We start from the raw sequence: 26,322 nt of genomic DNA, 5'->3' as shown, positions 1-26,322 counted from the left end.
TTCGGGTGCAAGGTAGTGCTATGCGCGCGGTCGTGATCGAGACCCCTGGGAAATTCGCCGTACAGAACGAGCCGGATCCGACGCCCGGGCCCGGTGAGGTCGTGGTGCGGGTGGATGCGGTCGGGATATGCGGCACCGATGTGCATATTGCCGATGGCGAATTCCCACCTACGCCGTATCCGATCGTGCCCGGTCACGAGTTCGCCGGTTCGGTGGTGGCGCTGGGCACCGGGGTCGATGGTGTGCGGGTCGGCGATGCCGTCGCGGTAGACCCGTCGTTGTTCTGTGGGGCGTGTCATTACTGCGCGATCGGGCGTGGGAATCTGTGCGAACGGTGGGGCGCGATCGGCGATACCGTCGACGGCGCGATGGCCGAATACGTCGCGGTGCCTGCCGCGAATTGCTATCGGCTGCCCGAGACGCTGTCGACCACACACGGGGCGCTGGTCGAGCCATTGTCGTGTGCGGTACATGCGTTCGATGTATTGCCGCGTGCGCTCGGCGCGCACTATCTGCTGTACGGCGCGGGCACCATGGGTCTGCTGATATTGCAGCTGGCGCGAGTGGCCGGGGCCGCGTCGGTGTCGGTGGTCGATACCAATACCGCACGACTCGGGGTTGCCGTCGAGCTCGGCGCGGATGCCGCCGCGACCACTGCCGACGAATTCGACCGCCCGCAGGGTTGGGAGGTGGTCATCGACTGTACGGGCGCGGTCGCCGCCATCGAGGACGGACTCGGCCGGGTGCGCAAGGGCGGGGTGTTCCAGCAGTTCGGGGTGGCGCCGGGTGCGGCGACCGCGTCGATCTCACCGTTCCGTATCTACAACGACGAGATCACCATCGTGGGTTCGATGGCGGTACTGCACAGCTTCGGCCGGGCGGTCGAACTCATGGGCAAGGGCGTGATAGATGCGAACACCATGATCACCCACAACTTCGGATTGGACGAATTCGCGGACGCGCTACAGACTTTCCGCGCTGGCACCGGCCGCAAGATCCAGCTCAGGCCGGAAGCCTGATGGCCACCGTCGCAGGAGTGGACAGCTCCACCCAGTCGTGCAAGGTCGTCCTGTGCGATGCGGACACCGGCGAGATTCTGGACGAAAGGCGCGCCCCGCATCCCGAGGGCACCGCGGTGCCCGCCGAATCCTGGTGGCAGGCACTGTGTTCGGCCGGCGACGGGTTGTTGGATCGCGCCGATGCGGTGGCGGTCGCAGGTCAGCAGCACGGGTTGGTCGCACTCGATGTCGATGGTCGGCCGGTCCGGGATGCGTTGCTGTGGAACGATATTCGATCCGCCCACGCGGCCGAGGAGTTGATCGCCGAACTAGGCGGCCCGCAGGTGTGGGCAGATGCCGTCGGCAGTGTGCCGCTGGCCGCATTCACCGTCGCCAAGCTGCGGTGGCTGGCCGATCACGAACCCGAGCATGCCGACCGCACACACCGGGTGCTCCTTCCGCACGACTATCTGACCTGGCGGTTACGCGGTGGGCCATCCGATCCCACCGTCGAACCGACCACTGATCGCGGCGACGCCTCTGGTACTGGCTATTGGTCGCCCGCGACCGGTATGTACCGCAGAGACATACTCACCCGTGCCTTCCGGGGGCGAACACCCGAACTTCCCCGCGTCGTCGGACCCGCCGAAGTGGTCGGACGCACTCCTGCGGGCGCAATCGTCGCGGCTGGTACCGGCGATAACGCCGGTGCCGCACTGGGTTTGGGGATCGCGGACGGTGACGTCGTCCTCTCACTCGGCACCAGCGGCACCGTCTACACCCGCGCCGCCGCACCCAGCGCAGATGCCACCGGAGCCATTGCGGGATTCGCAGACGCGACCGGCGCATTCCTGCCACTGGCCTGCACACTCAACGCCGCCCGCGTACTGGGCGCCACCGCCGAACTGATCGGAGTCGATATCGCCGGCTTGGAAACCATTGCGCGCCAGGCACCGCCGGGATCAGAAGGTGTCGTCATGCTTCCCTACCTCTGCGGTGAACGCACCCCGAACCTGCCGCATGCCACCGGCAGTCTGCATGGTCTGCGACCGGAAACCTTGCGCCCCAGCCATATTGCGCGCGCAGCCGTCGAGGGCATGCTCTGCAACTTGGCCGACGCGCTCGACCATCTGCGCACCGCTGGAATCCCGATGCAGCGTGTCCTGCTGATCGGCGGCGCGGCCCGCTCCGCCTTGGTCGCCGAAGTCGCCGCCCAGATCTTCGGGCTCACGGTCACGGTCCCGGAGCCGAACGAATACGTCGCGCTCGGCGCCGCCCGGCAGGCGGCCTGGGCTCTGAGTGGCACCGCACAGCCACCGAGTTGGCCCGCGCGCACCGTCGCCGAGGTCCGCGCTCCCAGCGACGGTGGGGCGATCGGCAAGCGGATCCGGGCCACGTACGCGAGCACCCGGCAAGCCCTCTACGCTCGATGAATACGTTGCTGCGGGAATGTTGGCGGGTGGGGCGCTGATCGGCCTCGGCCGGCTCTCGGTAGCTGCTCGCGGGCTCGGCCCAGGATCTGCTGCTGGTGTTGTGCGGCCGGACGCTGCCCGCGGGGAGTTTGCGGGGCGAGGCCGCAGAGAGATTCACCGACCCGGTGCCACCGTCACGGTGACACCGGCACAAGCTCAGTGCTTGGTCAGCAACTTCGCCCGCAGCGCGTCGAGTGTCGCGCCGTCGATCCCGAGCCCATCGCTGAGGAAGCGGTCGAACGAGCCGAACGATGCCTGGACCTGGTCGAATGCCGCGTCCAGGAATTCGCGCTGCACACCGAGGATCGGCTCCCACAGCGCACGATCGGTCACCAAACCCTGGGCAACGAGCCCGTCCAGCAGCGCCTTGTTTCCGGCCGCCAAGTTGTCGTTGGAATCCAGGAAGTCGTTGTAGATCTGCCCCTTCGGCACCTCCAGCGCGCTCATCAGCATCGCGGTCATCCAGCCGGTGCGGTCCTTACCCGCCGTGCAGTGGTACAGCACCGCACCCTGCGCGCTCGCGATGGCGGTGAAGGCCTGGGCGAACTGGGCGCGAGCGGTGGGATTCGAAACGAACCAGGCGTAGTAGTCGCGCATGATCTTGGCGGCCTTGCCGTCGCCGAGCGCCTCCTGCTGGGCGGCCGGTCCGGCCTGGATCAGGCGCGCCACCATGAGGTAGAAGTCATTGGCCGGATCGTAGACCGGCTGTTCGATGCGGCGAATCGATGCCGGAAGTCGATCGGGATCGCGTCCGGTTTCGGTGGGGCTGCGGAAGTCGATGACCTGAGTGATATTGAGCGACACCAGCTTCTGCTGTTCGCTCGCGTCGAGTTTGGCCAGCGCGTCGGCCCGGTACACAACACCGGTCGCGACCGACCTGGCGCCCTTGCCCGGATAGCCGCCGATATCGCGGGCATTCGGCGCATGCGTCAGACCCAGCGGCCGATCGGCCTGGCCCGGAGACCGCAGCGCCGGCACGGCCGGACCCGAGAGCGCCGGACCCGCCGACGCCGGTCCGGTCAGCGCCGGGAGAACGCCGACCAGCACTACGGCCGCGGCCGTGATCGTGCCGCGGAAAGCGCGCGAATTCTTCACGAGGGGTGTTCCTTTCATCAAGGGCCGCATATGGTCGGCGACCCAAGTTCGGGCCGCGCTCAGTCGGCCAGCAGCGTGACCGTCCCGGCCGCGCCGTCCACGCGCACGCGCTGGCCGTCGGCGAGACTGGTGGTCGCGGTCTTGGTATCGACGACACAGGGAATGCCGAATTCGCGGGCGACGATCGCGGCATGGGATGCGGAGCCGCCGATATCGGTGATCACAGCGGCGGCGTAGGCGAACATGGCGGTGTGGCCGGTGTCTGTCACCGCGGCGACCAGGATGTCGCCGGGCTCGATATCGTCATCCAGCGACAGCACCAGCTTGACCCGGCCCTCCACAACGCCGGCGCAGACGCCGATGCCGGTCAGGCTCTCGTCGGCGGTGAGGGCCGCCGCATCGGGGACCGGTTCCCATTGTCCGGCAATGACATCGGGCATTCTGATGGTCTGCAACCGAGCGCGTTCCGCGCGCCTGCGGGCCACCTTGGCGGCCACGTCCGCTGGAGGGCAAAAGATTTCGTCCAGCGTCAGATAGCAGGCGTCGTCGATCTCGCGCAATCGACCGGCGCGCACGAGCCGATCGGCCCGCTCGCGCACGGCAAGTCGCAGGCAGTGGGTGATCCGGACGACGCCGTCGCGTGCGCGTTCCCGGGCCACCGTGGCTCCTGCGGCCATTCGCGCGGTACGGCTCGGCGACGGATCCACGGATTCGCGCTTGGGCGCAGGCATTTGCGCGGCGCGGGCGGCGGCGCTCACCAACAGCGCGGGCCGATCACCGAATGTGGGGTTGATCAGCTCGCATTCGCCGGGACCTCGATGCCCGACCTTCGCCAGCTCCTCGTCGAGTGCGGCGGCGAATGCGGGGGATATCGTCCGGGCCGCATCTATGTCACCGGCGCGTGCAAGCTCGGCGAGATCGGCGTCGGCGCGGCAGAATTCGGCCAGGCGTTCCACCGCGAGCATGGGTTTCGCCGATTCCAACCGATTCAGGTCGATCGCAACCTCGCCCGCATCCTTGCCGCGTGCGTGGATGGCGGTGGCGGCACCTGTCATCATCACACCGATCGCCGCGGCCTGCCACGCCTGGTGCAGGCGGTCGCGCCAGAGCAAGGCGCGAACGTGCAGCCGCTCATCGGACAGTTCGCGAATCTCGTTCGCGCTCAACGCTTCCGCATGAGATGCGGCATTGATCAGTTCGGCCGTCTTAGCGAAGCGGCGGGCGGTTGCGATGACGCGGGACGTCGCGCGCGCCGTTGCCAGCGTGCTCGCCAGTCCCGTTGGCATCGGCGGCTTGCCGTGCGGCTGCAAGGCGATTTCGGCCGGAATATTGCCGTAGGCATCGCGGCGGATGCTCTCCTCATCCCAGCCCGGCATATTCTCCGCGGCGAGCACGCCGATCGAGGCATTGATGTAGATGTGGTGGCCGAGCACGGTGGTGACCCGACTCGTCCAGTGCTCCAAGGCGATTCCGTCGAGTGCGATCATCTCGCCCATGGCCTCGTTGCTGAGGCGGATGGCACCGGCCTGCAGATCGATGGTCAGGGGCGTCATCGGGCCGGGAAGCGCTTCGGAAGTGTTGGTGGCGGTGTGGACCGGGTAGCGCTCGTCGACTCGATCATCGAACTCACCCTCGAGACCGTCGGGGGCGATATCGGTGAGCAGATGGTTGTCCGAGGTGGCGGCACGAGAGGGAATCACGTGTGACGGCAGCGGAATTGCGCCCCGGCGGGTGCGGAATCCACCGCCGTCGGGCTTGCGGCCGATCATGCCACGCACCAGATCGGCAATGACCTCGCTTGCCGTCCAGCCACAGTGGAAGCCCCACTTCTCCTGTGCGACAGTGGGATCCAGGAGCGGTTGGCGACCGGACCCCCCGGGCACCCAGGCCGAGTAGCGTACGCCCGCTTCGCGCATCATGCGGCGTACCTCGTCGGTGGTGACCACGCCGGGAGCCGCGAGCTCGACGATCTCGAGCCCATCTTCGCTATGCCCCGACGGTAGTGCGGTGGCGGCCGATACCAGGAAGCGGTCCAGGTCGTCGCTGTGCAGCAGTTGAAATCCGTCGTCGGACTTCGAACCGAGAATCGGCTCCAGTGCCCGGCGGGTTTCGGGTCCGCCCCGGCGACCGGCGGTCGGCGCGGTGCGCACCAGCACGCTGTCCGCACGCGAGGCTCGCAGCACCGCCACGGCCTTGCCGTCCGCATGCGCCGAGCGTGGATCGACCGGAACCACCACGCGCGCACCGGTTTTGCGCGCTTCAGCGGCGATTTCGGCGAGTCCGCTTGCGGCCAGATGCACGATGCTCGCGCAGCCGTCGACAGCTGCGGTGTGGTCGGTCGTGAACCGCACCCGCGGATCGATATAACGATGCCACCGCTGGTCCAGCCCGGCCACTTCGTGCCCGGCGGCCAACAACATGCGCGCCACCGCGCGACCGCTCGGCTCGGTGATTCCGGTGACCAGGACCCGCATCGATTTCCTCTCCTCACTGGCGCCGGGATATGCAAACGTGACGCCGTTCACACACCATCGCGAGTGCGGGACGCGGCGATCGGCGCCAGTCCCACTGAACGGGAGCAACCGGCCCGACCACCGAGATGATCGATTCCGTCATCCGACGGACCGGCGGCAGTCTCGACACCATGACGGTCCGCAAATCGGTCGCGCCGCGTGCCGCCGCCGAGGTGAAGTCCTATGACATCGAGACCGAAGTGCTGGTCGTCGGGTACGGCAGCGCGGGGGCCTGCGCCGCATTCGAGGCCGCGAGGGCCGGTGCCGAGGTTCTGGTACTGGATCGGGCCGGTGGTGCGGGTGGCGCGTCGGTGTTGTCAGGTGGCGAGATCTATCTCGGCGGTGGGACGCCGATCCAACGGGGGTGCGGGTTCGACGACAGTCCCGAGCAGATGGCGGCATTTCTGGTGGCGGCGCTCGGGCCGGGCGCGGATGTGGCGAAGATCGTGCACTACAGCGAGCACAGCGTGGCGCATTTCCACTGGCTCGTCGACTGCGGTGTGCCGTTCAAACCCAGCCTCTGGGATGCTCCCAGCTGGGTGCCGCCGACCGATGACGGGCTCATGTGGCTGGGCGAAAACAGTTGGCCGTTTACCGAAATCGCGATCCCGGCGCCGCGCGGGCACCGGCCCACCTCGAACGACTTCGGCGGTAGGTTGCTGCTGGATTGTTTGCTATCGGCGGCCGAATCTGCGGGTGTGACAGCACAATACGACACCTATGCCACGAATCTGATCTTGGGCGAGGATGGTTCGGTGGTCGGAGTAGTGGCACGACGCTACGGCACGGAGCTCGCCATTCGGGCACGCCGTGGATGTGTGCTCACCACCGGCGGTTTCGTCGACAACGACGATATGCTCGCCGCCCACGCGCCGCGACTGCTCGGCCACACCAAGGTGAGCGCGGGCACCGACGACGGCAGCGGTATCCGCATCGCTCAGGCCGCCGGGGCCGCCGTACGGCATATGTCGGCCGGTCAGGTCGGTGCTTCCCTGATTCCGGGTTTCGCCGCGCGCGGCATGGTCGTCAACCATCGGGGCCAACGGTTCGTCAATGAGGACACCTATCCCGGCCGCATCGGCCAGGCCGCGCTGTTCGGTCAGGGTATGAATGTGTGGGTGGTGCTCGACGAACGGGGCTACGAGGAGGTGCCCGAACGCGAACGCTGGGGTGTGCGCCCGACCCATGTCGCCGAATCCATCGAAGAACTCGACGAACTGCTCGCCCTGCCGCCCGGCGCACTCACCGCTAGCGTCACCCGCTATAACGAATTCGCCTCGCGCGGAACCGATCCCGACTTCCACAAGGCACCGCGCTGGCTGCGCCCACTGACACCCCCGCTGGCCGCCATCGATGTGAAAGCGGGCGTCCGCCCGCCCGCCGAATCCGGCGACCGCCGCGGCACCGGCGCCTCGGTCTTCACTCTCGGCGGCCTCCACACCACCCTCGACGGCGAAGTCCTCGATCTCGACGGTCTTCCCATCCCCGGCCTCTTCGCAGCGGGCCGAGCTGCCTCCGGCCTGCACGGCGAGGGCTACATCAGCGGCACCTCCCTAGGCGACGCTACCTTCTTCGGCCGCAAAGCCGGAACCACCGCCGCGCAGTCACCTGGGCACTAACGCAATCAAGCAGCCACCCGCCACTGCTGCCGATCGAGGTCGAGGCGCGCGACGAACTCGCCGTAGTGATCGGACGGCACGAATTCCGCTGGACGGCCGACAATGTCCGCCTCCGGCGATCTCCGCGGGCGCGGAACGCTGTTTCCCAAGGGTGGCAAGGGAATAACTTTGCGTGCTGGGGCAGAGGCGGCAACCATGCAAGTTCGCTGCTCTTCGGCGGATCGTGCGGGAAGGTGAGACGGATGCGGCTGATCATGATCGATGATGACGCCGACGGCGGCGACGCCCTGGCGCAGGGACTCGAATTACACGGTCATCAGGTGGAGCGTAAGCATCGTGGGACCGATCTACTCTTGGCGCATCATGGCTATCACGCCGTTATCCTCGACATGGGCCTGCCGGATATGGACGGGTTGCAGGTTTTGCGCAAATTGCGCGAGGTGAGCTCGGTGCCGGTGGTTATTCTCGGTGAGCACGCCGATGAGCGTTCGATTGTGCTGGGGCTGCACAGCGGCGCCGACGACTATCTCGTCAAACCCGCGCGTATCGGTGAGTTGGCAGCGCGGCTGGAGGCGGTGACGCGCCGGGTCGGCGTTGCCAGTATCGCCCGGGGTAAGACGGTGACCAGTGAGGACGTTCGCGTGGATCTCGCGGCACGGCGGGTGGAGGTAGCCGGGGAACTGGTTCCGCTCACCCGGCTGGAGTTCGAGTTGCTGCGGGTATTGGTCGAGCGGCCCGGAATCGCGGTCAGCCGTGAGCAATTGATGGACTGCGTCTGGGGCGACTCGATGCTGGCGGTCTCGCGGAAACTGTATGTGCATATGGCCTCGCTGCGCGCGAAGTTGGACCGTCCCGGGCTGATCACGAATATCCGCGGCTACGGCTACCGGTGGGGTCCGGACCCGTACGAAACCAACGCCGATTCGAATTTGCTGCACGCGGTATAGACGCCCCTCCGAGCGTTCCGATCACCGGGACTTGTTCCCGACGCGCGGTCACGGCCGCCATAGCGTCACAACTATGGCGTCGTCCGGCACACCGGTCGCGGAATCAGAACATAGGAGGACACCCGTCATGGCCAATAAGGTGCTCGATCGGGTTCGCGATCTGCTCCCGGCAATCCGGGAGCGAGCCGCGGAGACCGATCTGCAGCGGCGGGTTCCGGTGGCCAGCATCCGGGAACTGACCGCGGCCGGGGTGTTCCGCATGCTGCAGCCGTCGCGTTTCGGCGGCGACGAAGCCTCCCCCGTGGCGTTCTACGAGGTCATTCGTACGATCGCTTCGGCCTGCCCGTCCACCGGCTGGGTTTCCTCGGTGCTCGGCGTGCACCCCTGGCAGCTGGCGCTTTTCCCATTGCAGGCGCAGGAACAGGTGTGGGGGGAGGATGCCGACACGCTCATCTCCTCGTCGTACGCTCCGACCGGGCGACTCACGCCGGTCGAAGGCGGGTACGAGGTCAGTGGACGATGGAGTTTCTCCTCCGGCTGCGACCACGCCCAGTGGGCATTCCTTGGCGCACTGGCCCCGGACGAACACGGCAATCCCAAGGATTATCTGACAATCCTGGTGCCGCGCAACGACTATCGCATCGATGACGTCTGGCACGTGGTCGGCCTGTCCGGTACCGGCAGCAACGATATCGTCATCGAGAAGGCCTTCGTTCCGCACCACCGCGCCTACAGCGCCACCGAACAATCACAGCTGCGCGGTCCCGGCCAGGAGGCCAATCCCGCTGCGCTGTACAAGATTCCGTTTGCCGGCGTGTTCTCCAACACCATTACCGCACCCATCATCGGTGCCGCACAGGGCGCGTACGAGGCGCATATCGAGCGCATGCGCGAGCGAGTCCGGCTGTCCTACGGCGGCCAGAAGGTGGCCGAGGACGCATTCGCACATGTGCGGGTCGCTCGCGCGGGCTCCGAAATCGACGCGGCCATCCTGCAAATGGAACACAACATCTCCGAGCAACTGCGTTATGCCGAAGCGGGCGAGGAGATTCCGTACGAAATCCGGCTGCGCACCCGCCGCGACCAGGTGCGCGGCACCGAGCGCGCGATCCAGGCGATCGAGCTGCTGTTCGACAATTCCGGTGGCCACTCGATCCGCAAACCCAATCCGATCGAACGGCATTGGCGCGACGCACACGCGGGCAGTGTGCACGTCATCAACGATGTCGAGCGCGCCCTGGCGATGTTCGGCCGCGGCGAATTCGGGCTGCCGGTCGAAGATCGGATGGTCTGATGGACGCGGCGGACACCAGTCGCCACATCACCGTCGACGGCCTGAAACTGCGCTACCACGAGGCGGGTTCGGGTCCACCTCTGGTGCTGCTGCACGGCTCGGGCCCGGGAGTATCGGGCTGGGCCAACTTCGGCGCGAATCTGCCGATACTCGCCGAACACTTCCGCTGCCTCATCCTGGATCAGCCGGGCTTCGGCGCGAGCGAGCGACCCGAGGTGTACCAGCGCAACTATCTGCGCATCGCCGCCGACGCGGTGCTCGGATTGCTGGATCAACTCGAACTACCGACGGTGCACCTGCTCGGCAACTCCATGGGTGGCGCGGTGGCGACGCTCGTGGCGCTGGAACACGGCCAGCGCATCGATCGACTGGTGCTCATGGCCCCGGGCGGTGTCGGCGTCAACGTACTGGGACCCGAACCGTCCGAAGGGATTCGACGACTACTCGACTTCACCGGCAATCCGACTCGTGACGGCGTACTAGCCTGGCTGCGGACCATGGTCTTCGACGAGGCGGTACTCACCGACGAACTCATCGAGAACCGATGGGCCGTGGCAGCGGATCCGGCCGCCATCGCGGCGATCCGCGATGCCTACGCGACCTTCGCGAATCCCGCCTTCGCGGAACCGATTCCGCTGTGGGCGCGGCTGCGCGCGTTGCGCAATGAGGTGCTGCTGCTGTGGGGTCGCGATGATCGGGTCACCCCGGCCGAGGGTGCGCTGCTGCCGTCACGTCAGCTGCCGAATGCCGATCTGCGGCTGTTCGGGCGATGCGGACACTGGGTGCAGATCGAGCGCAAGGACGCCTTCGAGCGCGCGGTCATCGACTTCCTGAACTCCGGGCTGTAGCGCCGATGCCGAGGCGACATAGGCATCACTATGTCCGGACGATGTCGCATTAATTCGCGAGATCCGGTCGCGGTTCGCCAGTTACAGTCGGCCGGTGACGTGGACCGCACCCGAGATCACCAGAACCAAGCCGCCGCTGGTCGCCGACGAGCGGACCATGCTGCAGACCTGGCTGGACCTGCACCGCCGCACTTTACTGTGGAAATGCGCCGGCCTCGAGGCCGAACAGCTGAAACGGCGCTGCGTCGCACCTTCGACGCTGTCGCTGCTGGGGCTGGTCCGCCATCTCGCCGAATGCGAACGCGGCTGGTTCCGCATCGCCACCCGCGGCGAACCGCTGGATTACCTGTACTGCAGCGAAGACAACCCGAACGGCGATTTCGACGATATAGCCAATGCCGATGCCGCCGCGGATCTGGCGACGCTGCACGCGGAGATCAAGTCGGCCGACGCCGCCGTCGCGGGCCTTCCCCTGGACCACGTCTTCACTCGTCGCGGCACCGAATTCAGCCTGCGCTGGGTCTATGTGCACATGATCGAGGAATACGCGCGACACAACGGTCATGCCGACTTCCTGCGCGAACGCATCGACGGCGCGACCGGCGACTGATGCGTCAGATCTGATTCCGGCTGACCCACGCGGCGATCTGTGTCCGCGAGGTGAAGCCCAATTTGGTGAGAATGTGGTCGACGTGGCTCTCGACGGTCCGAATCGAAATCACCAACTCACTCGCGATGCTCTTATTGCTGTAACCTGCCCCGATCAACCGCGCGACTTCACGTTCGCGTCGAGTAAGCACGTCCGCCGCAACAGTTTTCACCGGCGCGGCAGGCCGCGCGGTGCCGAGCGCAAAGGCCACCGCCGCCTCCAACCCCAACGCCGCACCCGCATCGAAGGCGGCCTGAAACTCCTTCTCGCCCATCGCATCGCGCACCTGTAGGCGCACCTTGTCCCCCACGAATTCGGTCATCTCATGGGCGAGCCGCTGGGTACTGCCGCGCCGCACCGTCGACGCCGCCCCCATCAGCCGCGCCGCGCGCTGCAGATCCCCATCGGCCGTCGCCACCCACGCGAGTCCGTCGAACCCGGACGCCGTCCACACACATCGGTCGAACAGGCTGAACAGCTCGACCGCCTTGCGCAGTTCCGCAATCGCCGCGTCCTGCGCGCCTTTACGCCAGCGATCGGTGCCCACCGCCCAATGCCCCAGCCCGCCCAACAGGTGCGAGCCGTAGTCGTTGGTCTTGGCGAGGAAGCGATCGGCGATCGCGCCAGCCCGTTCGTCGCCCAGCACCAGCGCACACACATACGCGAAGGCCAGACTCTCCATCTCGACGCCGTGGTGGGCGCAGGCACGCGCACGGTCGGAGACGGACTCGGCGATATCGAGTGCCTGTCTCGGTTCGTCGTTGGCGAATGCGAGTAGCGCGGCGAGCAGGGCGTGTTCGACGAGCACGTCTTCGGCATCGAGTTCCGTTGCGATATCCAGACATTCGTCAGCGAATCGCGTCGCGGTCGCCGGATCCGACAGCATGGCGGCGATCACCGAGGCCGCCGCGAGTGCGCGTGCCCGATCCTTCGTATGGTCGCGATCCTTCTCCAGTGCTTCCAGGAGCCAGCGGTAGCCTTCCAGCAGGAAGCGGTAATGCTCCCAGAACGGGCGCAGTTCCGTCGCGATCTCCAGTGCGCGATGGGCGCTTTCCGCATCGGCCAGCGAGAACTGCAGCGCCGCACGTAGATTCGGATGTTCGCGGGTGACGTCACGGAACCACGTGACATCCTCGCTCCCCCAGTACGCGGTGCGTCCCTGCGCGGCGATCCCGTGGTAGTAGTCGCGATGACGCAGCCGCACAGCACGCTCACCACCGCGGGCGACCAATCGCGCCAAGGCGAACTGACGCAACGGTTCGAGCATCGTGTAGCGCCCGGTACCGTCGCTGTTCTGCCGGTGGCCGAGCACCGACTTGTCGACCAGTCCGGTCAACGCGTCCAACAGTGCGTCCGGGACCGCGCAGACCGCCTCCGCGGCCTCCAGATCGAAACCACCCGCGAAGACCGACAGCTGCTCCCACAGCCGCTGTTCGTCGGGCGTGCACAGGTCATAGCTCCACCGGATCGCGGCCTCCAGGGTCTGCTGCCGCTCCGGCGCGGTACGCAACCCGGCGGTGAGCAGCCGCATTGCATCGTCCAGACGCGCGAGCACTTGATCCGGTGTGAACATCCGCAGCCGCAATGCCGCCAGTTCGAGTGCCAGCGGTATGCCGTCCAGGCGACGACAGATCGCCGCGAGCGTCCCGCGATTGGCATCGGTGACATGGAAGTCAGGGTTCGCGGCGACGGCCCGATCGATCAGCAGCCGCAAGGCATCGCTGTCGACGTGCGCCGGGCGTGTCTCGTCCTCATCCACCTCCGGCACCGCGAGCGGCAATACCGGCATCACCTGTTCCCCGGAGACCCCGAGCGACTCGCGGCTGGTCGCGAGAATCCGCACATCGGTGGTCGCCGGAATCAGCCGGTCCACGAGTTCGGCACACGCGCCGATCAAGTGCTCGCAGTTGTCCAGGATCAACAGCAGGCTCTTGTCGGCCAGGAATTCGGTCAGGCCGATGACGGGGGAAGTGGTGTCGTCGCGCAGGCCGAGCGCCTGCGCGACGCTCAACGCCACCAAGTCCCCGTCGTGCACATGCGCCACCTCGACCAGCCACACACCGTCGGGAAAGGCGCGACGCACCGTCTCCCCCACCCGTCGGCTGAGCCGGGTCTTCCCGACGCCGCCCGGCCCGGTCAGGGTGAGCAGCCGCGTGCTGGACAGCAGCTTGCGCGCCGTGGCGACCTCGGCGTCACGACCGACGAAGCTCGTCACCTCAGCGGGGAGGTTCCCTGTCACGTGCCGCACCACGCTGCATACCTTTTCATGCGCGGCCGTCGTCCCGGGCATTTTGACCGAGATGTCGTATTGGTACCCGTTAGGAGACTATCGCGTTCGCGGCTCGGATGACGGCGGCCAGCGATGCTGTGAGGACGGAATCGCTGCTTCCGCAGGCCCATCCGGTCTGCGCACCGACGCGGTACTCGAGGTAGGTGATCGCGGTCCCGGCGTTGCCTGCCCCGATCGACTGCTGGGTCAAGCCGAGCACCTCGACCGGGTACCCCACCCGGGCCAATGCCGCGGTGAGCGCCTCGATCGGACCGACACCGCGATGTTCGCTACGCTCAGTGACACCGCCAACGCTCAGCGTGACCTCGGTGTACGCGTCGGTCGTCCGCCATTGCGTCAACTCGACCGACTCCGCCGAGGTATGCAGATAGGTCGCCTCGAACAGCTCGTACAGTTCGGCGGCGGTGATCTCGAGACCGGTGTCATCGGTACGCGCCTGCACGTTCCGCGCGAAAGCGATCTGCAGTCGACGCGGCAGTTCCAGGCCGTATTCGGACTCCAGCAGATATGCGATGCCGCCCTTGCCGGACTGGGAATTCACCCGGATCACCGCGTCATAGCCACGCCCGATATCGGCCGGATCGATCGGCAGATACGGGACATGCCAATCGAGTTCGCGTTCGTCGATACCGGTCGCGGCCGCCCGTTCGCGATGTTCGGCCATACCCTTCTTGATCGCGTCCTGATGGGTGCCGGAGAACGCGGTGTGCACGAGATCGCCAACGTAGGGATGCCTTTCGTGGATCGGCATACGCGTGCAGTACTCGACGGTCCTGCGGATCTCGTCGATATCGGAGAAGTCGATCATCGGATCGATGCCCTGCGCGTGCAGATTCAGCGCCAGGGTCGCGATATCGACATTGCCGGTGCGTTCGCCATTGCCGAAAACGCAGCCTTCCACGCGCTGGGCTCCGGCGAGTACGGCCAACTCCGCGCACGCGATACCGGTACCCCGGTCATTGTGCGGGTGCACCGACAGGATGACGCTGTCGCGACGCGCCAGATTCTTGTGCATGTACTCGATCTGGTCGGCATACACATTCGGTGTCGCAACCTCCACCGTGGCAGGCAGATTCAGGATCACCGGCCGCTGCGCAGTGGCGCCCCACAGGGTCGTCATGCGGTCGCATATGTCGAGTACGAAATCCGGTTCGGTCAGGTTGAATACCTCGGGGGAGAATTCGAACCGCACATTCGGCAGATCACCGGCGAATTCGAGCACGTCGCGGCCACCGGAGACGATCAACTCGCGCAGTTCGCCGATATCCTTGCCCAGCACGACATTTCGCCATACCGGCGCTGTCGCGGTGTACATATGGATGACGACCTCGTTGCGGATGCCGCGCACCGATTCCACCGTGCGCTCGATGAGATCGCGTCGGGCCGGTGTGAATACCACGATCGTGACGTCCTCCGGCGCGATATCGGTGCGCGCGATCAGGCGGACGAAATCGAAATCGGTCTGCGATGCGGATGGGTAGCCGACCTCGATCTCCTTGTAGCCCATGGCAACCAGCAGTTCGAAGAATCGCTGCTTGCGCACCGGATCCATGGGTTCGGCCAACGCCTGATTGCCGTCGCGCAGATCGACCGGCACCCACAGCGGCGCGTGGGTGAGCCGGGCATTCGGCCAATCGCGTTCGGCGAGTGGCACTTCCACCCGATCGTAGACGTTGCGGTAGCGGTGCGACGGCATTTGCGAATGCCGCTGTCTGTTCCACGCCGGAGCGACATGCGGAACGGCACCCGCTGGCGTGGCAATGGTGGGGAACATGGTCATGATTGCTGCTTCCTGGCCTTCGGGGCCGTCACAGAGAACGGTGACCGGCCACGACGAAGCCCCACGGCGGGCGGCCGGTCGTTAGGCCCCGCCGTGGCGGCTGAGCAGAAGCATGGTGCGCATGATTGCTAGACTATACACAACTCCTCAGACAAGTAGAGAGGTTCGGATGGTCTCGCAGGTACGGCGGCATCCGCTCGCGGCACAGGCGGCGGAACTGCTGCTGACCCGCATCCGGAGCGGGGAATGGCCACTGGGACATCGCCTTCCGGGTGAAACGACCCTCGCCGCGCAGCTCGGCGTCGGCCGCTCGACCCTGCGCGAGGCGATCCGCGAATTGGCGGGTAAGGGCGTGCTCGACAGTCGTCAGGGGGCGGGGGTTTTCGTGACCGCGCTGGATGTCACCGAGGACTGGGATGTGGTGCTGCGCCGTGCCACCATCGCGGCGGTCATCGAAGCCCGCATCGCGATCGAGGCCGAGGCCGCGGCGTTGGCCGCGCAGCGCCGCACCCCGGCCGACCTGCGCGCCATCCGCCGGGCCCTGGCCGCGCGCGAGGCGCACGGCGAACCGATCGCCGACCATGTCGATGCCGATATGGCATTCCATCGTGCTGTCATCGTCGCCGCCCACAACGATGTGCTCACCCAACTCTTCGACAGCTTCCTCCCCCGACTCCGGGTGGCGATGATCGATATGCTCAAGATCCGCCCGGTCCCCTCGGAGCCCACCGACCACGACGCGCACATTCGGCTCACGGATGCGATCGCACATCGAAACCCCAGTGCCGCAGCCGAATTCAGCCGAAGGCACTTGAGCGCTTTGAAAGACGCGTTCACCTGATGACCGAACGGAGATCTCTCATGCCCGAAACCCCAGTGCTGCAACTGACCGAGGTCACCTTCCGCCGCGAAGGCAAACAGATCATCGACGGCATCTCGCTGACCGTCCACGCGGGCGAACACTGGGCACTGCTCGGACCCAATGGCGCGGGCAAGAGCACCCTGCTCGGCTTCTGCGCCGCGGTCACCTTCCCGACCTCGGGCACCGTCGATATCCTCGGCCAGCGGATGGGCCGAGTCGATCTGGCCCCACTGCGCCACTCGATCGGCCATGTGAATCCGCGCCATCCACTGCGGTATCCGCTGACCGTCCGCGAGGTCGTGCTCACCGGCATCACCGCAACCATCGACACCCCGATGCGCTGGACGCCGACACTGGAGGATCTGCGCCGCGCCGACGCCATGATCGACACCGTCGGTCTCAAAGGTAAGGCCGAGGAGATCTGGCCGACGCTGTCCCAGGGCGAACGCGGCCGAACCCTGATCGCGCGCGCCCTGATCGCCGAGCCGCGCCTGCTGCTGTTCGACGAGCCGTCCACCGGACTCGATGTGGCGGCTCGTGAACAACTCCTGGAGACCATCGACGCGCTCGGCGAAACCCATCCCGAGGTCGCCTCGATCCTGGTCACCCACCATCTGGAGGAGCTGCCGAGCACCACGACCCACGCACTGCTGATCGCCGACGGCCGGACAGTTGCCGCCGGTCCCGCCGCCGAGACGGTCACGACGGACACTGTGAGCGCGGCCTTCGACCACCCGGTGGCAGTCCGCTACGACGACGGCCGCTGGACCGCGCGGGCCGCTGTGCGGGCCTGGCCCGCGTGACAAATGTGCCTTTTGGAAGAATTTTCGAGAGAATGTCGATTCGAGCCGATGCCGTTCGATGCGTTGAGTGAGGGTCGGACAAGCCGACCACCGAACCAAGGATGGCCAGATGCGACACATGATGCTGATCCGAGTCGATCCGACGGATGCGCCGGTTCCCGACGAGGCGCTGATCGAGCAGGTCAACAAGGTGATCGAGGAGATGACCAAGGCCGGGGTGCTGTTGGATACCGCCGGTCTGCATCCGATCACCGAAGCCACCAAGATCACCCAGGTCGGCGGTAAGCAGACCGTGCTCGATGGACCGTTCACCGAGTCGAAGGAAGTCGTCGGCGGGTACTGCCTGCTGCAGACGAAGACGAAGCAGGAGGCGGTGGAATGGACCTCGCGCTTCCTGAGCGTGCACGGGCCGGAGTGGAATATCGAGGTCGAGATTCGACAGGTCGTCGAGGGCTGATCCGATAGATGAGCCGGCCGCCCGAGCAGATCCGCGATGCCGTCGAAACCGTGTGGCGGATGGAATGGCCGCGCCTCGTAGCCGGGCTGACCCGGACAGTCGGCGATATCGACGCCGCCGAGGAACTGGCCCAAGACGCGCTGGTCGCCGCCCTGGAACAGTGGCCGCGCGAAGGCGTGCCGCCGAATCCGGGCGGCTGGCTCATGCTCACCGCGAAACATCGAGCGATCGATCGGGTGCGGCGCAATCAGAACCTCGCCCGGAAGCTGACGCTGGTCGGCCATGAACTGCGGACCGCTCCCGAGCCCGAGTCGGCGGAGGATATCGAGGACGATCTGCTGCGCATGATCTTCACGGCTTGCCATCCGGTGCTGTCACAACCGGCCCGGGTGGCATTGACGCTGCGGTTGCTCGGCGGATTGACCACCGACGAGATCGCTCGCGCCTTCGTCGTACCCGAATCGACTGTCGCCCAACGCATTGTGCGGGCCAAACGCACCATCGCCGCCAGGCGCGTGCCATATGCGGTGCCGCAGGGTGACGAGCTGGCCAGGCGTTTGGATTCGGTGTTGGAGGTCGTGTACCTGATCTTCAACGAAGGCTATTCCGCGACGACGGGCGATGATTGGATCCGCGTCGAATTGTGTGAGGACGCCTTGCGATTGGCGCGGATGCTGGCGAATCTGCTGCCCGACGAACCGGAAACACACGGCCTCGCCGCGCTGCTGGAATTACAGGCCTCGCGCTCGGCCGCACGGATGAGTCCCACGAAAACCGTTGTCCTGCTGGCGGATCAGGAGCGTTCCCGATGGGATCAGCTGCTGATCCGACGTGGTTTCGCAGCGCTGGGCCGGGCCCATGCGGCCAGCCGTAATCGCGGGCTGCGGCCGGGCCGCTATGCGCTGCAAGCCGCGATCGCCACATTGCATGCCATGGCGCCGAGCGCCGAGGAGACCGACTGGCGGCGCATCGCAGGCCTGTACGCGGTTCTCGCCGAACGCTTTCCGTCCCCGATCGTCGAATTGAATCGAGCCGTCGCGGTCAGCATGGTGCACGGACCCGCCGCGGGTCTCGAACTCGTCGACGCGCTCGTCGCCACCGGCACATTGGACAACTATCACCTGCTCCCCGCTGTCCGCGGCGACCTGCTCGACCGGCTCGGTCGACCAGCCGAAGCGCGGGCCGAATTCGCCCGCGCGGCGGAGCTGACCGGGAACAATGCCGAACAGGCGCTGCTGCTGGACCGCATGGCCGGATGTGAGTAACCGCTATTGCGATACCTCGGCCTCGGCCAACTCCTTCAACGTCAGCAACTGTTTGCGCATCATGACCACATCGCCGAGGGCCAGCACGCGGGCGACAATCCACGGTGCGCCGCAATGCATTCGGACCATCAGTCGGGTGCCGTGCGCTTCGGGTCGCACCGCGTAGGTGACGCAGACGTTGCCGGAGACCAGGGTGATATGGCGGCACAGCGCGAAGGAGACGAGGGTGAACGTGGACATGAACCGCTGTCCCACCTCGAGTTCGGTCAGCGCCGGATCACGGTGGCGTGGGCTGCGCCTGCCGAAGTTGTCGAGCAGGTCGTAACTGTAAGGGGCGACCCGCAATTGGCACAGCCAGCCATATACCACGCTGGGTGGCGCATCAATGCTGATGGCCCGATCCGCCTGCACCCCACCAGGTTGCACCTCGTCACATGGCAGGGGGAGTTCGCATTCGGCCTCGGTGGCACCCCAGACCAACCCCGGGATCATGCCGCGGCCGCGATTCGGCGCAGCATATCGCGCACCACAATCTTGTGGCCGCCGGTGCCGATGACCAACGCGCGGTAAATTTTTCCGTGCAGACCTGGGAATTCGGCCCAGCTGCGCGCTCGCAGCAACGTCCGGCTCGGCCCCTGCTCGTCCAGTTCGAAGACCAGCGCATAGCGCGAGAACCAGTGCCGCCCACGCAGTGCCAGCCGAGCGGGCTCCTCGGCCGCGTCGAGCACGAAGCCGACCGGCGTCTTCGAGGGATCGCTCGGATCCTTGCAGACAACCTTCAGCAAGGCTTTCCACGCCCGATCGCGATTCGCTTCCACCGATCTGGCATGCTCATCTATGTAGGACAATCGCTCCATATAGAAGGAACGTACTAGTACATGGCGCCTCCCCGCAAGCACGACACCGACGTGATCCTCGACGCAGCGCGCACCCTCGTACTCACCGATGGCCCCCGCGCCGCCAGCGTCGCGGCGATCGCCGCGGCCAGTGGTGCACCCGTCGGTACGCTCTATCACCGCTTCGGCAACCGCAACGGCGTGCTGACCGCGGCCTGGCTGCGCGCGCTCGAACGCTTCCAGGACCGCGTCAAGTCCGCCGCCACCGATCCGGATCCGGTCGAGGCCGGTGTCGCAATGGCCGTGGCGAGCATTCGCTTCGGTCGCGAATTACCCGACGACGCGAGGCTTTTGCTGAACCTGCGCCCCAGTGATCTGCTCGACGGCGGACCGGACGCGGAGTTCCGTGCCCGGCTCGACGAAATGAACGCACCGCTCATCGAGCACCTGCGCCGCATCGCCGCCGCCCGCTTCGGCCGCGACGGCGAGCGCGAAATCGACGCCGTCAGCCGCGCCGTGGTGGACCTGCCCTACGCCGCCCTGCGCCGCCACGCCCAGGCCCCCGCCCTCCCCACTTGGCTCGAAGCCGACCTCACCGCCGCCGCCCGCGCCCTGCTCGAGTCCTACCAGCCCTGACCCCTGTCCCGGGATCCGCGCGTCTTACGGCCCCACATGAAAGGGGTTCAGAGCGCAGACCGCGAGGTCGCGTCTACCGGCGGGTGTCGATGAACTCGATAACCAAGCGGTTCTGCGGGCGCTGTGGCGATGGTTTTCGGCTCCGAATCGCACCGGAATCGAACCCGATCGCCGACACGGGGGCGCATGCGTCCGCACTGGAAGACCTCGGTGGTCTGGATGATCGGCGAGTCGGTCTCACCCTCCGGCGACGATTTCGGGGGTGAGTTTGTCGAGGGTGTCGATCACCTCGGCGGCCAGGGCAAGGGCGTCCGGCGCAGGCGGATATTCCGGGCGCGGCACGGCGATAACACGCATCCCCGCGGCATGTGCCGAGCGCAGTCCATTGCTCGAATCCTCGACGGCGGCACATTCGGTGGATTTGTGCCGCATGAAGGCGGCCGTCGCCACGTACACATCCGGTGCGGGCTTACCTCGATCGACCTCTTCGGTCGAGAAGGTGACGCCGAAGAATTCGATCAGCCCGGTGCGGCCGAGCACCGTGTCGATCAAACTGCGCGGCGACGAACTGGCCACCGCGAGTGGCCAGTGTTCGCTGATGCGCTGCACCGCCTCAACTGCCCCCGGCAGCAGCGGCACCGACTTCTCGTAGTGCTCGGCCATCCGATCGATCACGTCATTGGCCACGATATCCGGCGTCGCACCGACACCGAGTTCACCGCTGAGATAGTCCGACCACTCCCCCGTACTCATCCCCATCAAGCGCTGCTGGGTATCGGGTAGCCAGCGCCCGCCCTTCTCCGCCACGTACGCGCGGCGCACCTGCTCCCACACTGGCTCGGAGTCGATCAGAACGCCGTCCATATCAAAAACAACAGCCGCAATGTGCATACGGGACAAAGCCTTTCGCCAGCGACACCGTTCGGCGACGACCCGATGGTCGACCCATCGACCCGCCCCGCGGTGGGGGTTTTCGGAAGACCTGATGAACAACGAGTACCCACACTAGGCCAGCCCACCCCGCCCCCGCATTCGGCCATCGTGTCGACGCGCGCAACCAGCCATGGCGTACGGCCGATGCGACGCTGCTCCAGCCCCACCGAACGAGCATTCGACCGGCAACCGATAACGTGTTCTACATGAACGAAGAGCAGGTCGGTAACTCGCTGCCGAGCAAAGAACACCATGAGGGCGGGTTCCGGCCGATGTCGGAGCTGATCAATGCACAGCTGGACGAGCTCGATATTTCGCGCGGCGGGCCGCACTATGGTGCGTTCGTCGAGCAAGTGCGCAGTCTGATGGATCGGGCCAGGCTGGCCTGCCCGACCGATGAGCTCGCGCTGGAGACGATCGGCATCCTCAAACAGCTCAACGACAAGTTGGATACGGCAATCGTCGACGAATGGTCCGCGCCGACCTGGACCAGGGTCGACCTGCCCTCCCGCGGCAACATCACGCTGCCGCCGTTCGTCGTCGACAAGGCGGGCAAGGACGGCATCGAAGCCCGCATCACCTTTCGCACCTTCCACCTGGGCGGCAATAATGCCGCCCACGGCGGACAGGTCGCGGTCGGCTTCGACGATCTGCTCGGTATGGCCGCCGCGGTGCACGCGGGCCAGGTGACCCGCACCGCGTCGCTCACCGTCGACTACCGCTCCATCACTCCCCTCGACACCGAACTGCGGGTGCACGCTTGGACCGAGCGGCAGGAGGGCCGAAAGGTCTATGTCCGGGCCACCCTGCACGACGGCGAACGCCTCTGCGCCGAGGCGAAGGGGCTGTTCATCGTGCTCAAACCAGGTCAGCAGTGAGAACCGAGATCAGGTGAAATCGCAAATTCCACCTGATCTCGCATGTCCTAGCTCGTCGGGAAATGTTTGTTGCGGTATTCGGCGAAGCGCGCGTCGACCTGATCGGCGGTGAGGCCGAAATCCTCCAGCGTGTAGCGGTGCACGGGACGGGCCGCCCCGGTGGTGCTTTCCGCATGCAATGCCGTCATCGCGGCTTCGGCCGCTGAGCTCAGATCGATATCGAAGTGCCGGTAGATCGATCCGACGGTGCCGATCGGGTCCGCGATGAAATCGTCGTAGTACACATCGCAGAATTGAGCGGGATTGTGCCGCTTGCGGTCCGCGAGGAACTTATCCGCGCCCCTGGCCCACAGATCCAACTGCGCCGCACCGACGACCGGACCGCGGAACTTCTCCGACCACCCGGCCGAGGCCTGCTCGTTCAGACTGCATACCGAGGCGATGATGGTGCGTGGATCCCGGTGCATCTGGATCACCAGCGCATCCGGATATACCTCGAAGATCGCGTCCAGCGCGAACAAATGACTCGGGTTCTTCAAAACCCAGCGCCGGTCGGCATCGGGCATCCCGATCAACTGCAGGTTGCGCCGATGCCTGCGATAGGCATCGGTCCAATCCTGTTCGCGCAACCATTCGGAATATCCGGGCACATAGCCGAGGCATTCGTAGGATACCGACATCAACGACTGCCGCAGCAGCTGCCAGCACTCCTCCACCTGGTCCGCCGAAATATGGTGCACGCCCATGAATTCCGGATGTTCCACATGGTGCTGTTCGAATGCCGCCTCGATCCGCTGATACACCGGATTGTCCGCCCAGGTCTCGCGCGGTGGCCGCGGTTGCGGCATCTCGGTCAGCCACATTTCCAGGCCCTGATGCGCCGGATCCGCGTTGAGCAGCCGATGCACCGCCGTGGTACCCGAACGCGGCAGTCCGGTCACGAAGATCGGGCGCTCGATCGCGACCTCGGCATGTTCCGGAAAGCGTTGCCACGCCGCCTCACTCAGCAGCCGAGCGATCAGCGCACCTCGCAGGAAGGCCCGATTGACCTTATTCCCGAAGGGCGTCAGCTCAGCCTCCTTGGCATAGGACTCGAGCAGCACTGCCAGCCCCTCGCGGTAGCCGTCGTCGCCGAAATCGCTCAATCCGACGACCTTGGTCGCCGAGGCGTGCAGATCGTCGATGGTGCCGACGTCGTCTCTGCCGATCACAGTCATCTCCTAGTGGTGGTATTCGCCGCCATTGACATCCAGGCAGGCGCCGGTGATCGCCCGCGCCAGCGACGAGGCGAAAAAGACGACGGCGTCAGCGATCTCATCGGGCTCGGGCAGCTTGCGCAGATCGATCGTCTCGGCCGTTTCGGCATACACCTCTTCGGGGGTGATCCCGCGCTGCTTGGCCTGATAGTTGAAGTACCACTTCAAGTTGTCGGCCCAGATGTAGCCGGGCGCAATGGTATTCACCCGAATGCCCTTCGGCCCGAGCTCGGTGGCCAGGCTCTGAGCCAGCGCGAGCAGACTCGCCTTGGCCATCTTGTACGGCCCGAAGGTGCGCCGCGAATGCCGCAGCACCGCCGAATTGATCATGATCACCGAACCCTTCGACTCGGTGAGCGCGGGCACGAACAGACGCGTCAAGCGCAGTGCGGCAAGCACATTCGTCTCGAAACCGGCGCGCACATCATCGAGATCGACATCGGCCAGATCGGTGATCGGCGGAATCGCGAAGGCATTGTTCACCAGGGTGTCGACATGGCCGAAGGCACTTTGTGCCGTCTCGACCAGATTCGTCACGGCCGCTTCATCATTGATATCGGTCGGCACCACCACCGCGCGCCTACCGAGTTCGGTGATCTCCTTGGCCACCTCGGTCAGCCGCGATTCGGTCCGCGAGGCCAGCACTACATCCGCTCCAGCGCGCGCACTCTGCACCGCGATGGCCCGGCCGAGCCCCGGGCCGACGCCGGAGACGACAACTACCTTGTCCTGCAACAACATCAGCCGAGCATCCTTTCCGCCACGGCAACCTGACGCGCCGCGATCCGCGCCTTCCAATCCTCGGGTGTGATCCGAGCTTCCTGGTAGTACGGCAGCCGCTCGGGCAATTCGGCGACTGATACCACCTCCACCGTCGGCCCGTCCTCGGGCTTCAGATCCCGCGACAGCTGTTGCCAGCGGAACTGCAGGTACCCGCGCGCATGGCCGGTGCGCTCGATCCAGTTGGTCAGTCCCGGATCTCGCTCGCTGATCACGAGCCGGATCATCCCGTCCGGATCCACGCGCGCCTGGTCGGCGGTGAGGCTGGTCTGGTGGTTGATGTAGTCGAGCGACAGGTACCACATGCTGCCGAGTTGGAAACCCTGGTAAGGCGCATCCGATTTCGGCACCGTGAGGATCATCGCTTGATCGTCGTCGAGTTCGTAATGGCCGACGGAGGAGAACTGGGTGGTGAGCCCGCCCGGGGTGGAGCGCGGTTCGGTCATCGTGTTGACCGGCAGGTTGAGATAGAACCACTTCGGGAACGCCAGGAAGGTATTGAGCCGCGAGACCAGCATTTTCCCCGCGATGTCATAGCGCTTGCTCATCAGATCCCTGGTCAGCGGCGGCGGTGCGTCGCCGATTGTGTCCACCCGCTGAATGCGAATCGTGCCCGCCTGCTCGATGGCCCAGTCGCTGTATACCTCGCGAACCACGAGCATGGCGGAGTCGGGCGCGAGATGGACATAGCCGCGGCGCGCCTCGCCTGGCCCGAGACGGAGCTGATAGGAGCCGTCGGCCGCGATATCGAGGGCGCGAGCATCGAAGGCGGTCTCGCTGTCGGGGACGTCCACCGGCGAGTAGTTGCCGTTGAGCACCTGGAAGCTGAGGTCGCGGGTGGTGCCGCGCGTCCCGGTCACCACATACTCGGCGTCGGGACGCAGATATGAATGGAAGTAGAGGGTGTCCGGGTTGTCCAGACCCATCTTCGTATACGGCCCGGTGGACATGACGAAGAACGGAAAGTCCCGCTCGAAGGCCCACGCCATCTGGATGGAGGCGCGAATACTGCCCGCGAGGTAGTCGTAGCCCTCGACGAGGTCCTGTTCGGTCCGAATATGCGGTGCGCCGGTGATGATTTCCTCGGCGGCGGCGATGGCTTCCGCGAACGGCTGTGTCAGCAAGAGGCTTCTCCGAAGTAGCTGTTCCAAATATGTACCACTCTGGTACATTTCGATATGAGCAAGATTAGAACCTGTTCTAGGAGTTGTCCATGGTTGCCCGCAGATCCGCCCCGACCGCACGGGTGGTTCAAGTGCTGGATTTCTTCGTCGAGCGGCGCGGCAAACGCTTCGGACTCTCCGAACTGGCCCGCGAACTCGACCTGGCCAAACCGACCTGCCTGGGCATCCTCACCGAACTGACCGCGGGCGGCTATCTCATGCGCGACCCGAGCACCCGGTCCTACGGCCTCGGACCTGCGCTTATCGCCGCGGGCCGGGTCGCACAGGACAGCTTCGCCATCGCCTCCATCGCGCGCGGCGAACTGGAGAAACTCACCGCGCTCTACCGCACCACCTGTACCGCATCGGCCGTGGTCGGCGAGCAGATCATGGTGCTGGAGAGCACCGGTCCTGGCCTGGTCAAGGTGGGTGCGGCCTACCATTTCGCACCGCCGGTCGGTCTGATGTACGTGCTCTGGGATACCGACGCGGCATTCGATGCCTGGTTGCACAAGCCGCCGACGGTGCCGCTACGCCAGGACGAGGCCCGGCTACGCCGGATCGTGGCGGAGTGCCGCGAGCGCGGCTACCTGGTCGAAAGCCTGACCGCGGCGGGTCGGCGACTGTACGCTTTGCTGGCCGGGGTCGCGGCCAGCGATCTGCCCAATGAGGTGCGCGAACTCGTCGGCGAATTGGTGACCAGCCTCGGGGAGCGGGTCTATCTCGGCACTGATCTGCGCCCGCGCAAGGAACATCCGGTCAGCCTCCTCGCGGCACCCACCTACGGCGGCGACGGCAGGCAGAACATGGTGCTGACGATGTATGTCGGAGCTTCCATCACCGGCGCCGAGATCGATCGTCGCGGAACGGCGCTCGTGGCCGCCGCGGATCGGGTGACCGCCGAATCCGGGGGTCACAAGCCGGATTCAACCCATTGACCAATGACCG

24 protein-coding genes are annotated in these 26,322 nt (G+C 66.0%); 14 read left to right on the top strand and 10 right to left on the bottom strand.

Annotation, left to right across the window (positions count from 1 at the left end; translation table 11 throughout):
• Positions 1-20 precede the first annotated feature (20 nt).
• Together ACIBJI_RS16055 and xylB are read left to right on the top strand one after the other, a co-directional pair.
• A complete protein-coding gene (locus ACIBJI_RS16055) occupies positions 21-1,019 on the top strand; it encodes a zinc-dependent alcohol dehydrogenase family protein (protein ID WP_396955434.1) in 999 nt (332 codons plus the stop codon).
• Positions 1,019-2,431: a xylulokinase gene (gene xylB / locus ACIBJI_RS16050; protein ID WP_364343455.1), complete on the top strand. Its 1,413-nt coding sequence runs from the start codon at positions 1,019-1,021 to the stop codon at positions 2,429-2,431. Before ACIBJI_RS16055 ends, xylB begins: the two co-directional genes overlap by 1 nt.
• A gap of 195 nt (positions 2,432-2,626) precedes the next feature.
• Here the strand turns inward: xylB and ACIBJI_RS16045 are convergent, their stop codons facing one another.
• Together ACIBJI_RS16045 and ACIBJI_RS16040 are read right to left on the bottom strand one after the other, a co-directional pair.
• Entirely contained in the window at positions 2,627-3,565 is a 939-nt protein-coding gene (locus tag ACIBJI_RS16045) for a tyrosine-protein phosphatase (protein ID WP_364343458.1), read from the bottom strand.
• Between the two features lie 59 nt (positions 3,566-3,624).
• Positions 3,625-6,039: a PEP-utilizing enzyme gene (locus ACIBJI_RS16040; RefSeq protein WP_397084669.1), complete on the bottom strand. Its 2,415-nt coding sequence runs from the start codon at positions 6,037-6,039 to the stop codon at positions 3,625-3,627.
• A 170-nt stretch (positions 6,040-6,209) separates the two neighbouring features.
• Between ACIBJI_RS16040 and ACIBJI_RS16035 the strand changes: the two genes are divergently transcribed.
• The 5 genes from ACIBJI_RS16035 (at position 6,210) to ACIBJI_RS16015 (ending at position 11,396) form a co-directional block, all read left to right on the top strand.
• Complete coding sequence (locus ACIBJI_RS16035) at positions 6,210-7,697, top strand: FAD-dependent oxidoreductase (RefSeq protein ID WP_397084667.1); 1,488 nt, start codon at positions 6,210-6,212, stop codon at positions 7,695-7,697.
• 242 nt (positions 7,698-7,939) lie between these two features.
• Positions 7,940-8,644 carry a response regulator transcription factor gene (locus tag ACIBJI_RS16030; protein ID WP_364343467.1) on the top strand — a complete coding sequence of 235 codons (705 nt, stop codon included), beginning with the start codon at positions 7,940-7,942 and terminating at the stop codon, positions 8,642-8,644.
• A gap of 127 nt (positions 8,645-8,771) precedes the next feature.
• Positions 8,772-9,938: a 3-hydroxy-9,10-secoandrosta-1,3,5(10)-triene-9,17-dione monooxygenase oxygenase subunit gene (gene hsaA, locus ACIBJI_RS16025; protein WP_364343470.1), complete on the top strand. Its 1,167-nt coding sequence runs from the start codon at positions 8,772-8,774 to the stop codon at positions 9,936-9,938.
• Positions 9,938-10,786 (top strand): alpha/beta fold hydrolase, encoded by an 849-nt coding sequence (locus ACIBJI_RS16020; RefSeq protein WP_397084664.1) that lies wholly within the window; start codon positions 9,938-9,940, stop codon positions 10,784-10,786. The genes hsaA and ACIBJI_RS16020 overlap by 1 nt, the downstream gene beginning before the upstream one ends.
• Positions 10,787-10,880: 94 nt before the next feature.
• On the top strand, positions 10,881-11,396 hold the full coding sequence (locus tag ACIBJI_RS16015) for a DinB family protein (RefSeq protein ID WP_364343477.1): 516 nt from the start codon (positions 10,881-10,883) through the stop codon (positions 11,394-11,396).
• 4 nt (positions 11,397-11,400) lie between these two features.
• Here ACIBJI_RS16015 and ACIBJI_RS16010 read toward each other — a convergent pair whose 3' ends face one another.
• Positions 11,401-13,674, bottom strand: a complete 2,274-nt coding sequence (locus ACIBJI_RS16010; protein WP_396955427.1) for a LuxR C-terminal-related transcriptional regulator — start codon at positions 13,672-13,674, stop codon at positions 11,401-11,403.
• A 79-nt stretch (positions 13,675-13,753) separates the two neighbouring features.
• Positions 13,754-15,421, bottom strand: coding sequence for a 2-isopropylmalate synthase (locus ACIBJI_RS16005; RefSeq protein WP_397084744.1), 1,668 nt, complete (start codon positions 15,419-15,421; stop codon positions 13,754-13,756).
• 253 nt (positions 15,422-15,674) lie between these two features.
• On the opposite strand from ACIBJI_RS16005, the gene ACIBJI_RS16000 reads away from it, so the two are divergent.
• From ACIBJI_RS16000 to ACIBJI_RS15985, 4 genes are all read left to right on the top strand, one after another.
• On the top strand, positions 15,675-16,346 hold the full coding sequence (locus tag ACIBJI_RS16000; RefSeq protein WP_364343486.1) for an FCD domain-containing protein: 672 nt from the start codon (positions 15,675-15,677) through the stop codon (positions 16,344-16,346).
• Between the two features lie 20 nt (positions 16,347-16,366).
• Positions 16,367-17,170, top strand: coding sequence for an ATP-binding cassette domain-containing protein (locus tag ACIBJI_RS15995; protein ID WP_364343489.1), 804 nt, complete (start codon positions 16,367-16,369; stop codon positions 17,168-17,170).
• Positions 17,171-17,279: 109 nt separating this feature from the next.
• A complete protein-coding gene (locus tag ACIBJI_RS15990) occupies positions 17,280-17,627 on the top strand; it encodes a YciI family protein (RefSeq protein WP_364343498.1) in 348 nt (115 codons plus the stop codon).
• An 8-nt stretch (positions 17,628-17,635) separates the two neighbouring features.
• Positions 17,636-18,892, top strand: coding sequence for a sigma-70 family RNA polymerase sigma factor (locus ACIBJI_RS15985; protein ID WP_364343501.1), 1,257 nt, complete (start codon positions 17,636-17,638; stop codon positions 18,890-18,892).
• A 3-nt stretch (positions 18,893-18,895) separates the two neighbouring features.
• Here the strand turns inward: ACIBJI_RS15985 and ACIBJI_RS15980 are convergent, their stop codons facing one another.
• Both ACIBJI_RS15980 and ACIBJI_RS15975 read right to left on the bottom strand, forming a co-directional pair.
• Positions 18,896-19,384 (bottom strand): hypothetical protein, encoded by a 489-nt coding sequence (locus ACIBJI_RS15980; protein WP_397084661.1) that lies wholly within the window; start codon positions 19,382-19,384, stop codon positions 18,896-18,898.
• A complete protein-coding gene (locus tag ACIBJI_RS15975; RefSeq protein ID WP_364343507.1) occupies positions 19,381-19,749 on the bottom strand; it encodes a hypothetical protein in 369 nt (122 codons plus the stop codon). Before ACIBJI_RS15975 ends, ACIBJI_RS15980 begins: the two co-directional genes overlap by 4 nt.
• Positions 19,750-19,770: 21 nt before the next feature.
• On the opposite strand from ACIBJI_RS15975, the gene ACIBJI_RS15970 reads away from it, so the two are divergent.
• Positions 19,771-20,364: a TetR/AcrR family transcriptional regulator gene (locus ACIBJI_RS15970; protein ID WP_364343510.1), complete on the top strand. Its 594-nt coding sequence runs from the start codon at positions 19,771-19,773 to the stop codon at positions 20,362-20,364.
• 237 nt (positions 20,365-20,601) lie between these two features.
• Here the strand turns inward: ACIBJI_RS15970 and ACIBJI_RS15965 are convergent, their stop codons facing one another.
• The gene (locus ACIBJI_RS15965) at positions 20,602-21,255 is read right to left on the bottom strand and encodes an HAD family phosphatase (RefSeq protein ID WP_364343513.1); all 654 of its coding nucleotides are present in this window, start codon (positions 21,253-21,255) and stop codon (positions 20,602-20,604) included.
• A gap of 248 nt (positions 21,256-21,503) precedes the next feature.
• Between ACIBJI_RS15965 and ACIBJI_RS15960 the strand changes: the two genes are divergently transcribed.
• Entirely contained in the window at positions 21,504-22,175 is a 672-nt protein-coding gene (locus tag ACIBJI_RS15960) for a PaaI family thioesterase (protein WP_364343516.1), read from the top strand.
• A gap of 47 nt (positions 22,176-22,222) precedes the next feature.
• On the opposite strand, the gene ACIBJI_RS15955 is transcribed toward ACIBJI_RS15960, so the two are convergent.
• The 3 genes from ACIBJI_RS15955 to ACIBJI_RS15945 are packed head-to-tail and all read right to left on the bottom strand — an operon-like array spanning position 22,223 to position 25,335.
• Positions 22,223-23,386, bottom strand: a complete 1,164-nt coding sequence (locus ACIBJI_RS15955) for a sulfotransferase (protein WP_364343519.1) — start codon at positions 23,384-23,386, stop codon at positions 22,223-22,225.
• Between the two features lie 9 nt (positions 23,387-23,395).
• Positions 23,396-24,172 (bottom strand): SDR family oxidoreductase, encoded by a 777-nt coding sequence (locus tag ACIBJI_RS15950; protein ID WP_364343522.1) that lies wholly within the window; start codon positions 24,170-24,172, stop codon positions 23,396-23,398.
• Entirely contained in the window at positions 24,172-25,335 is a 1,164-nt protein-coding gene (locus tag ACIBJI_RS15945) for a hypothetical protein (RefSeq protein ID WP_396955423.1), read from the bottom strand. The genes ACIBJI_RS15950 and ACIBJI_RS15945 overlap by 1 nt, the downstream gene beginning before the upstream one ends.
• 89 nt (positions 25,336-25,424) lie before the next feature.
• On the opposite strand from ACIBJI_RS15945, the gene ACIBJI_RS15940 reads away from it, so the two are divergent.
• On the top strand, positions 25,425-26,312 hold the full coding sequence (locus tag ACIBJI_RS15940; RefSeq protein ID WP_397084659.1) for a helix-turn-helix domain-containing protein: 888 nt from the start codon (positions 25,425-25,427) through the stop codon (positions 26,310-26,312).
• Positions 26,313-26,322: the final 10 nt, after the last annotated feature.

The organism is Nocardia sp. NPDC050408, assembly GCF_044458905.1.
In the GTDB taxonomy this organism is placed as follows: Bacteria; Actinomycetota; Actinomycetes; order Mycobacteriales; family Mycobacteriaceae; genus Nocardia.
This window is presented reverse-complemented; position numbering and strand designations above follow the sequence as displayed.

Bases quoted from the DNA above. Each gene is read 5' to 3' on its own strand.
- ACIBJI_RS16055 (WP_396955434.1), top strand. From the start codon at position 21: ATGCGCGCGGTCGTGATCGAGACCCCTGGGAAATTCGCCGTACAGAAC.
- xylB (WP_364343455.1), top strand. From the start codon at position 1,019: ATGGCCACCGTCGCAGGAGTGGACAGCTCCACCCAGTCGTGCAAGGTC.
- ACIBJI_RS16040 (WP_397084669.1), bottom strand. From the start codon at position 6,039: ATGCGGGTCCTGGTCACCGGAATCACCGAGCCGAGCGGTCGCGCGGTG.
- ACIBJI_RS16035 (WP_397084667.1), top strand. From the start codon at position 6,210: ATGACGGTCCGCAAATCGGTCGCGCCGCGTGCCGCCGCCGAGGTGAAG.
- ACIBJI_RS16030 (WP_364343467.1), top strand. From the start codon at position 7,940: ATGCGGCTGATCATGATCGATGATGACGCCGACGGCGGCGACGCCCTG.
- hsaA (WP_364343470.1), top strand. From the start codon at position 8,772: ATGGCCAATAAGGTGCTCGATCGGGTTCGCGATCTGCTCCCGGCAATC.
- ACIBJI_RS16020 (WP_397084664.1), top strand. From the start codon at position 9,938: ATGGACGCGGCGGACACCAGTCGCCACATCACCGTCGACGGCCTGAAA.
- ACIBJI_RS16005 (WP_397084744.1), bottom strand. From the start codon at position 15,421: ATGCCGTCGCACCGCTACCGCAACGTCTACGATCGGGTGGAAGTGCCA.
- ACIBJI_RS16000 (WP_364343486.1), top strand. From the start codon at position 15,675: ATGGTCTCGCAGGTACGGCGGCATCCGCTCGCGGCACAGGCGGCGGAA.
- ACIBJI_RS15995 (WP_364343489.1), top strand. From the start codon at position 16,367: ATGCCCGAAACCCCAGTGCTGCAACTGACCGAGGTCACCTTCCGCCGC.
- ACIBJI_RS15990 (WP_364343498.1), top strand. From the start codon at position 17,280: ATGCGACACATGATGCTGATCCGAGTCGATCCGACGGATGCGCCGGTT.
- ACIBJI_RS15985 (WP_364343501.1), top strand. From the start codon at position 17,636: ATGAGCCGGCCGCCCGAGCAGATCCGCGATGCCGTCGAAACCGTGTGG.
- ACIBJI_RS15980 (WP_397084661.1), bottom strand. From the start codon at position 19,384: ATGATCCCGGGGTTGGTCTGGGGTGCCACCGAGGCCGAATGCGAACTC.
- ACIBJI_RS15975 (WP_364343507.1), bottom strand. From the start codon at position 19,749: ATGGAGCGATTGTCCTACATAGATGAGCATGCCAGATCGGTGGAAGCG.
- ACIBJI_RS15970 (WP_364343510.1), top strand. From the start codon at position 19,771: ATGGCGCCTCCCCGCAAGCACGACACCGACGTGATCCTCGACGCAGCG.
- ACIBJI_RS15965 (WP_364343513.1), bottom strand. From the start codon at position 21,255: ATGCACATTGCGGCTGTTGTTTTTGATATGGACGGCGTTCTGATCGAC.
- ACIBJI_RS15960 (WP_364343516.1), top strand. From the start codon at position 21,504: ATGAACGAAGAGCAGGTCGGTAACTCGCTGCCGAGCAAAGAACACCAT.
- ACIBJI_RS15950 (WP_364343522.1), bottom strand. From the start codon at position 24,172: ATGTTGTTGCAGGACAAGGTAGTTGTCGTCTCCGGCGTCGGCCCGGGG.
- ACIBJI_RS15940 (WP_397084659.1), top strand. From the start codon at position 25,425: ATGGTTGCCCGCAGATCCGCCCCGACCGCACGGGTGGTTCAAGTGCTG.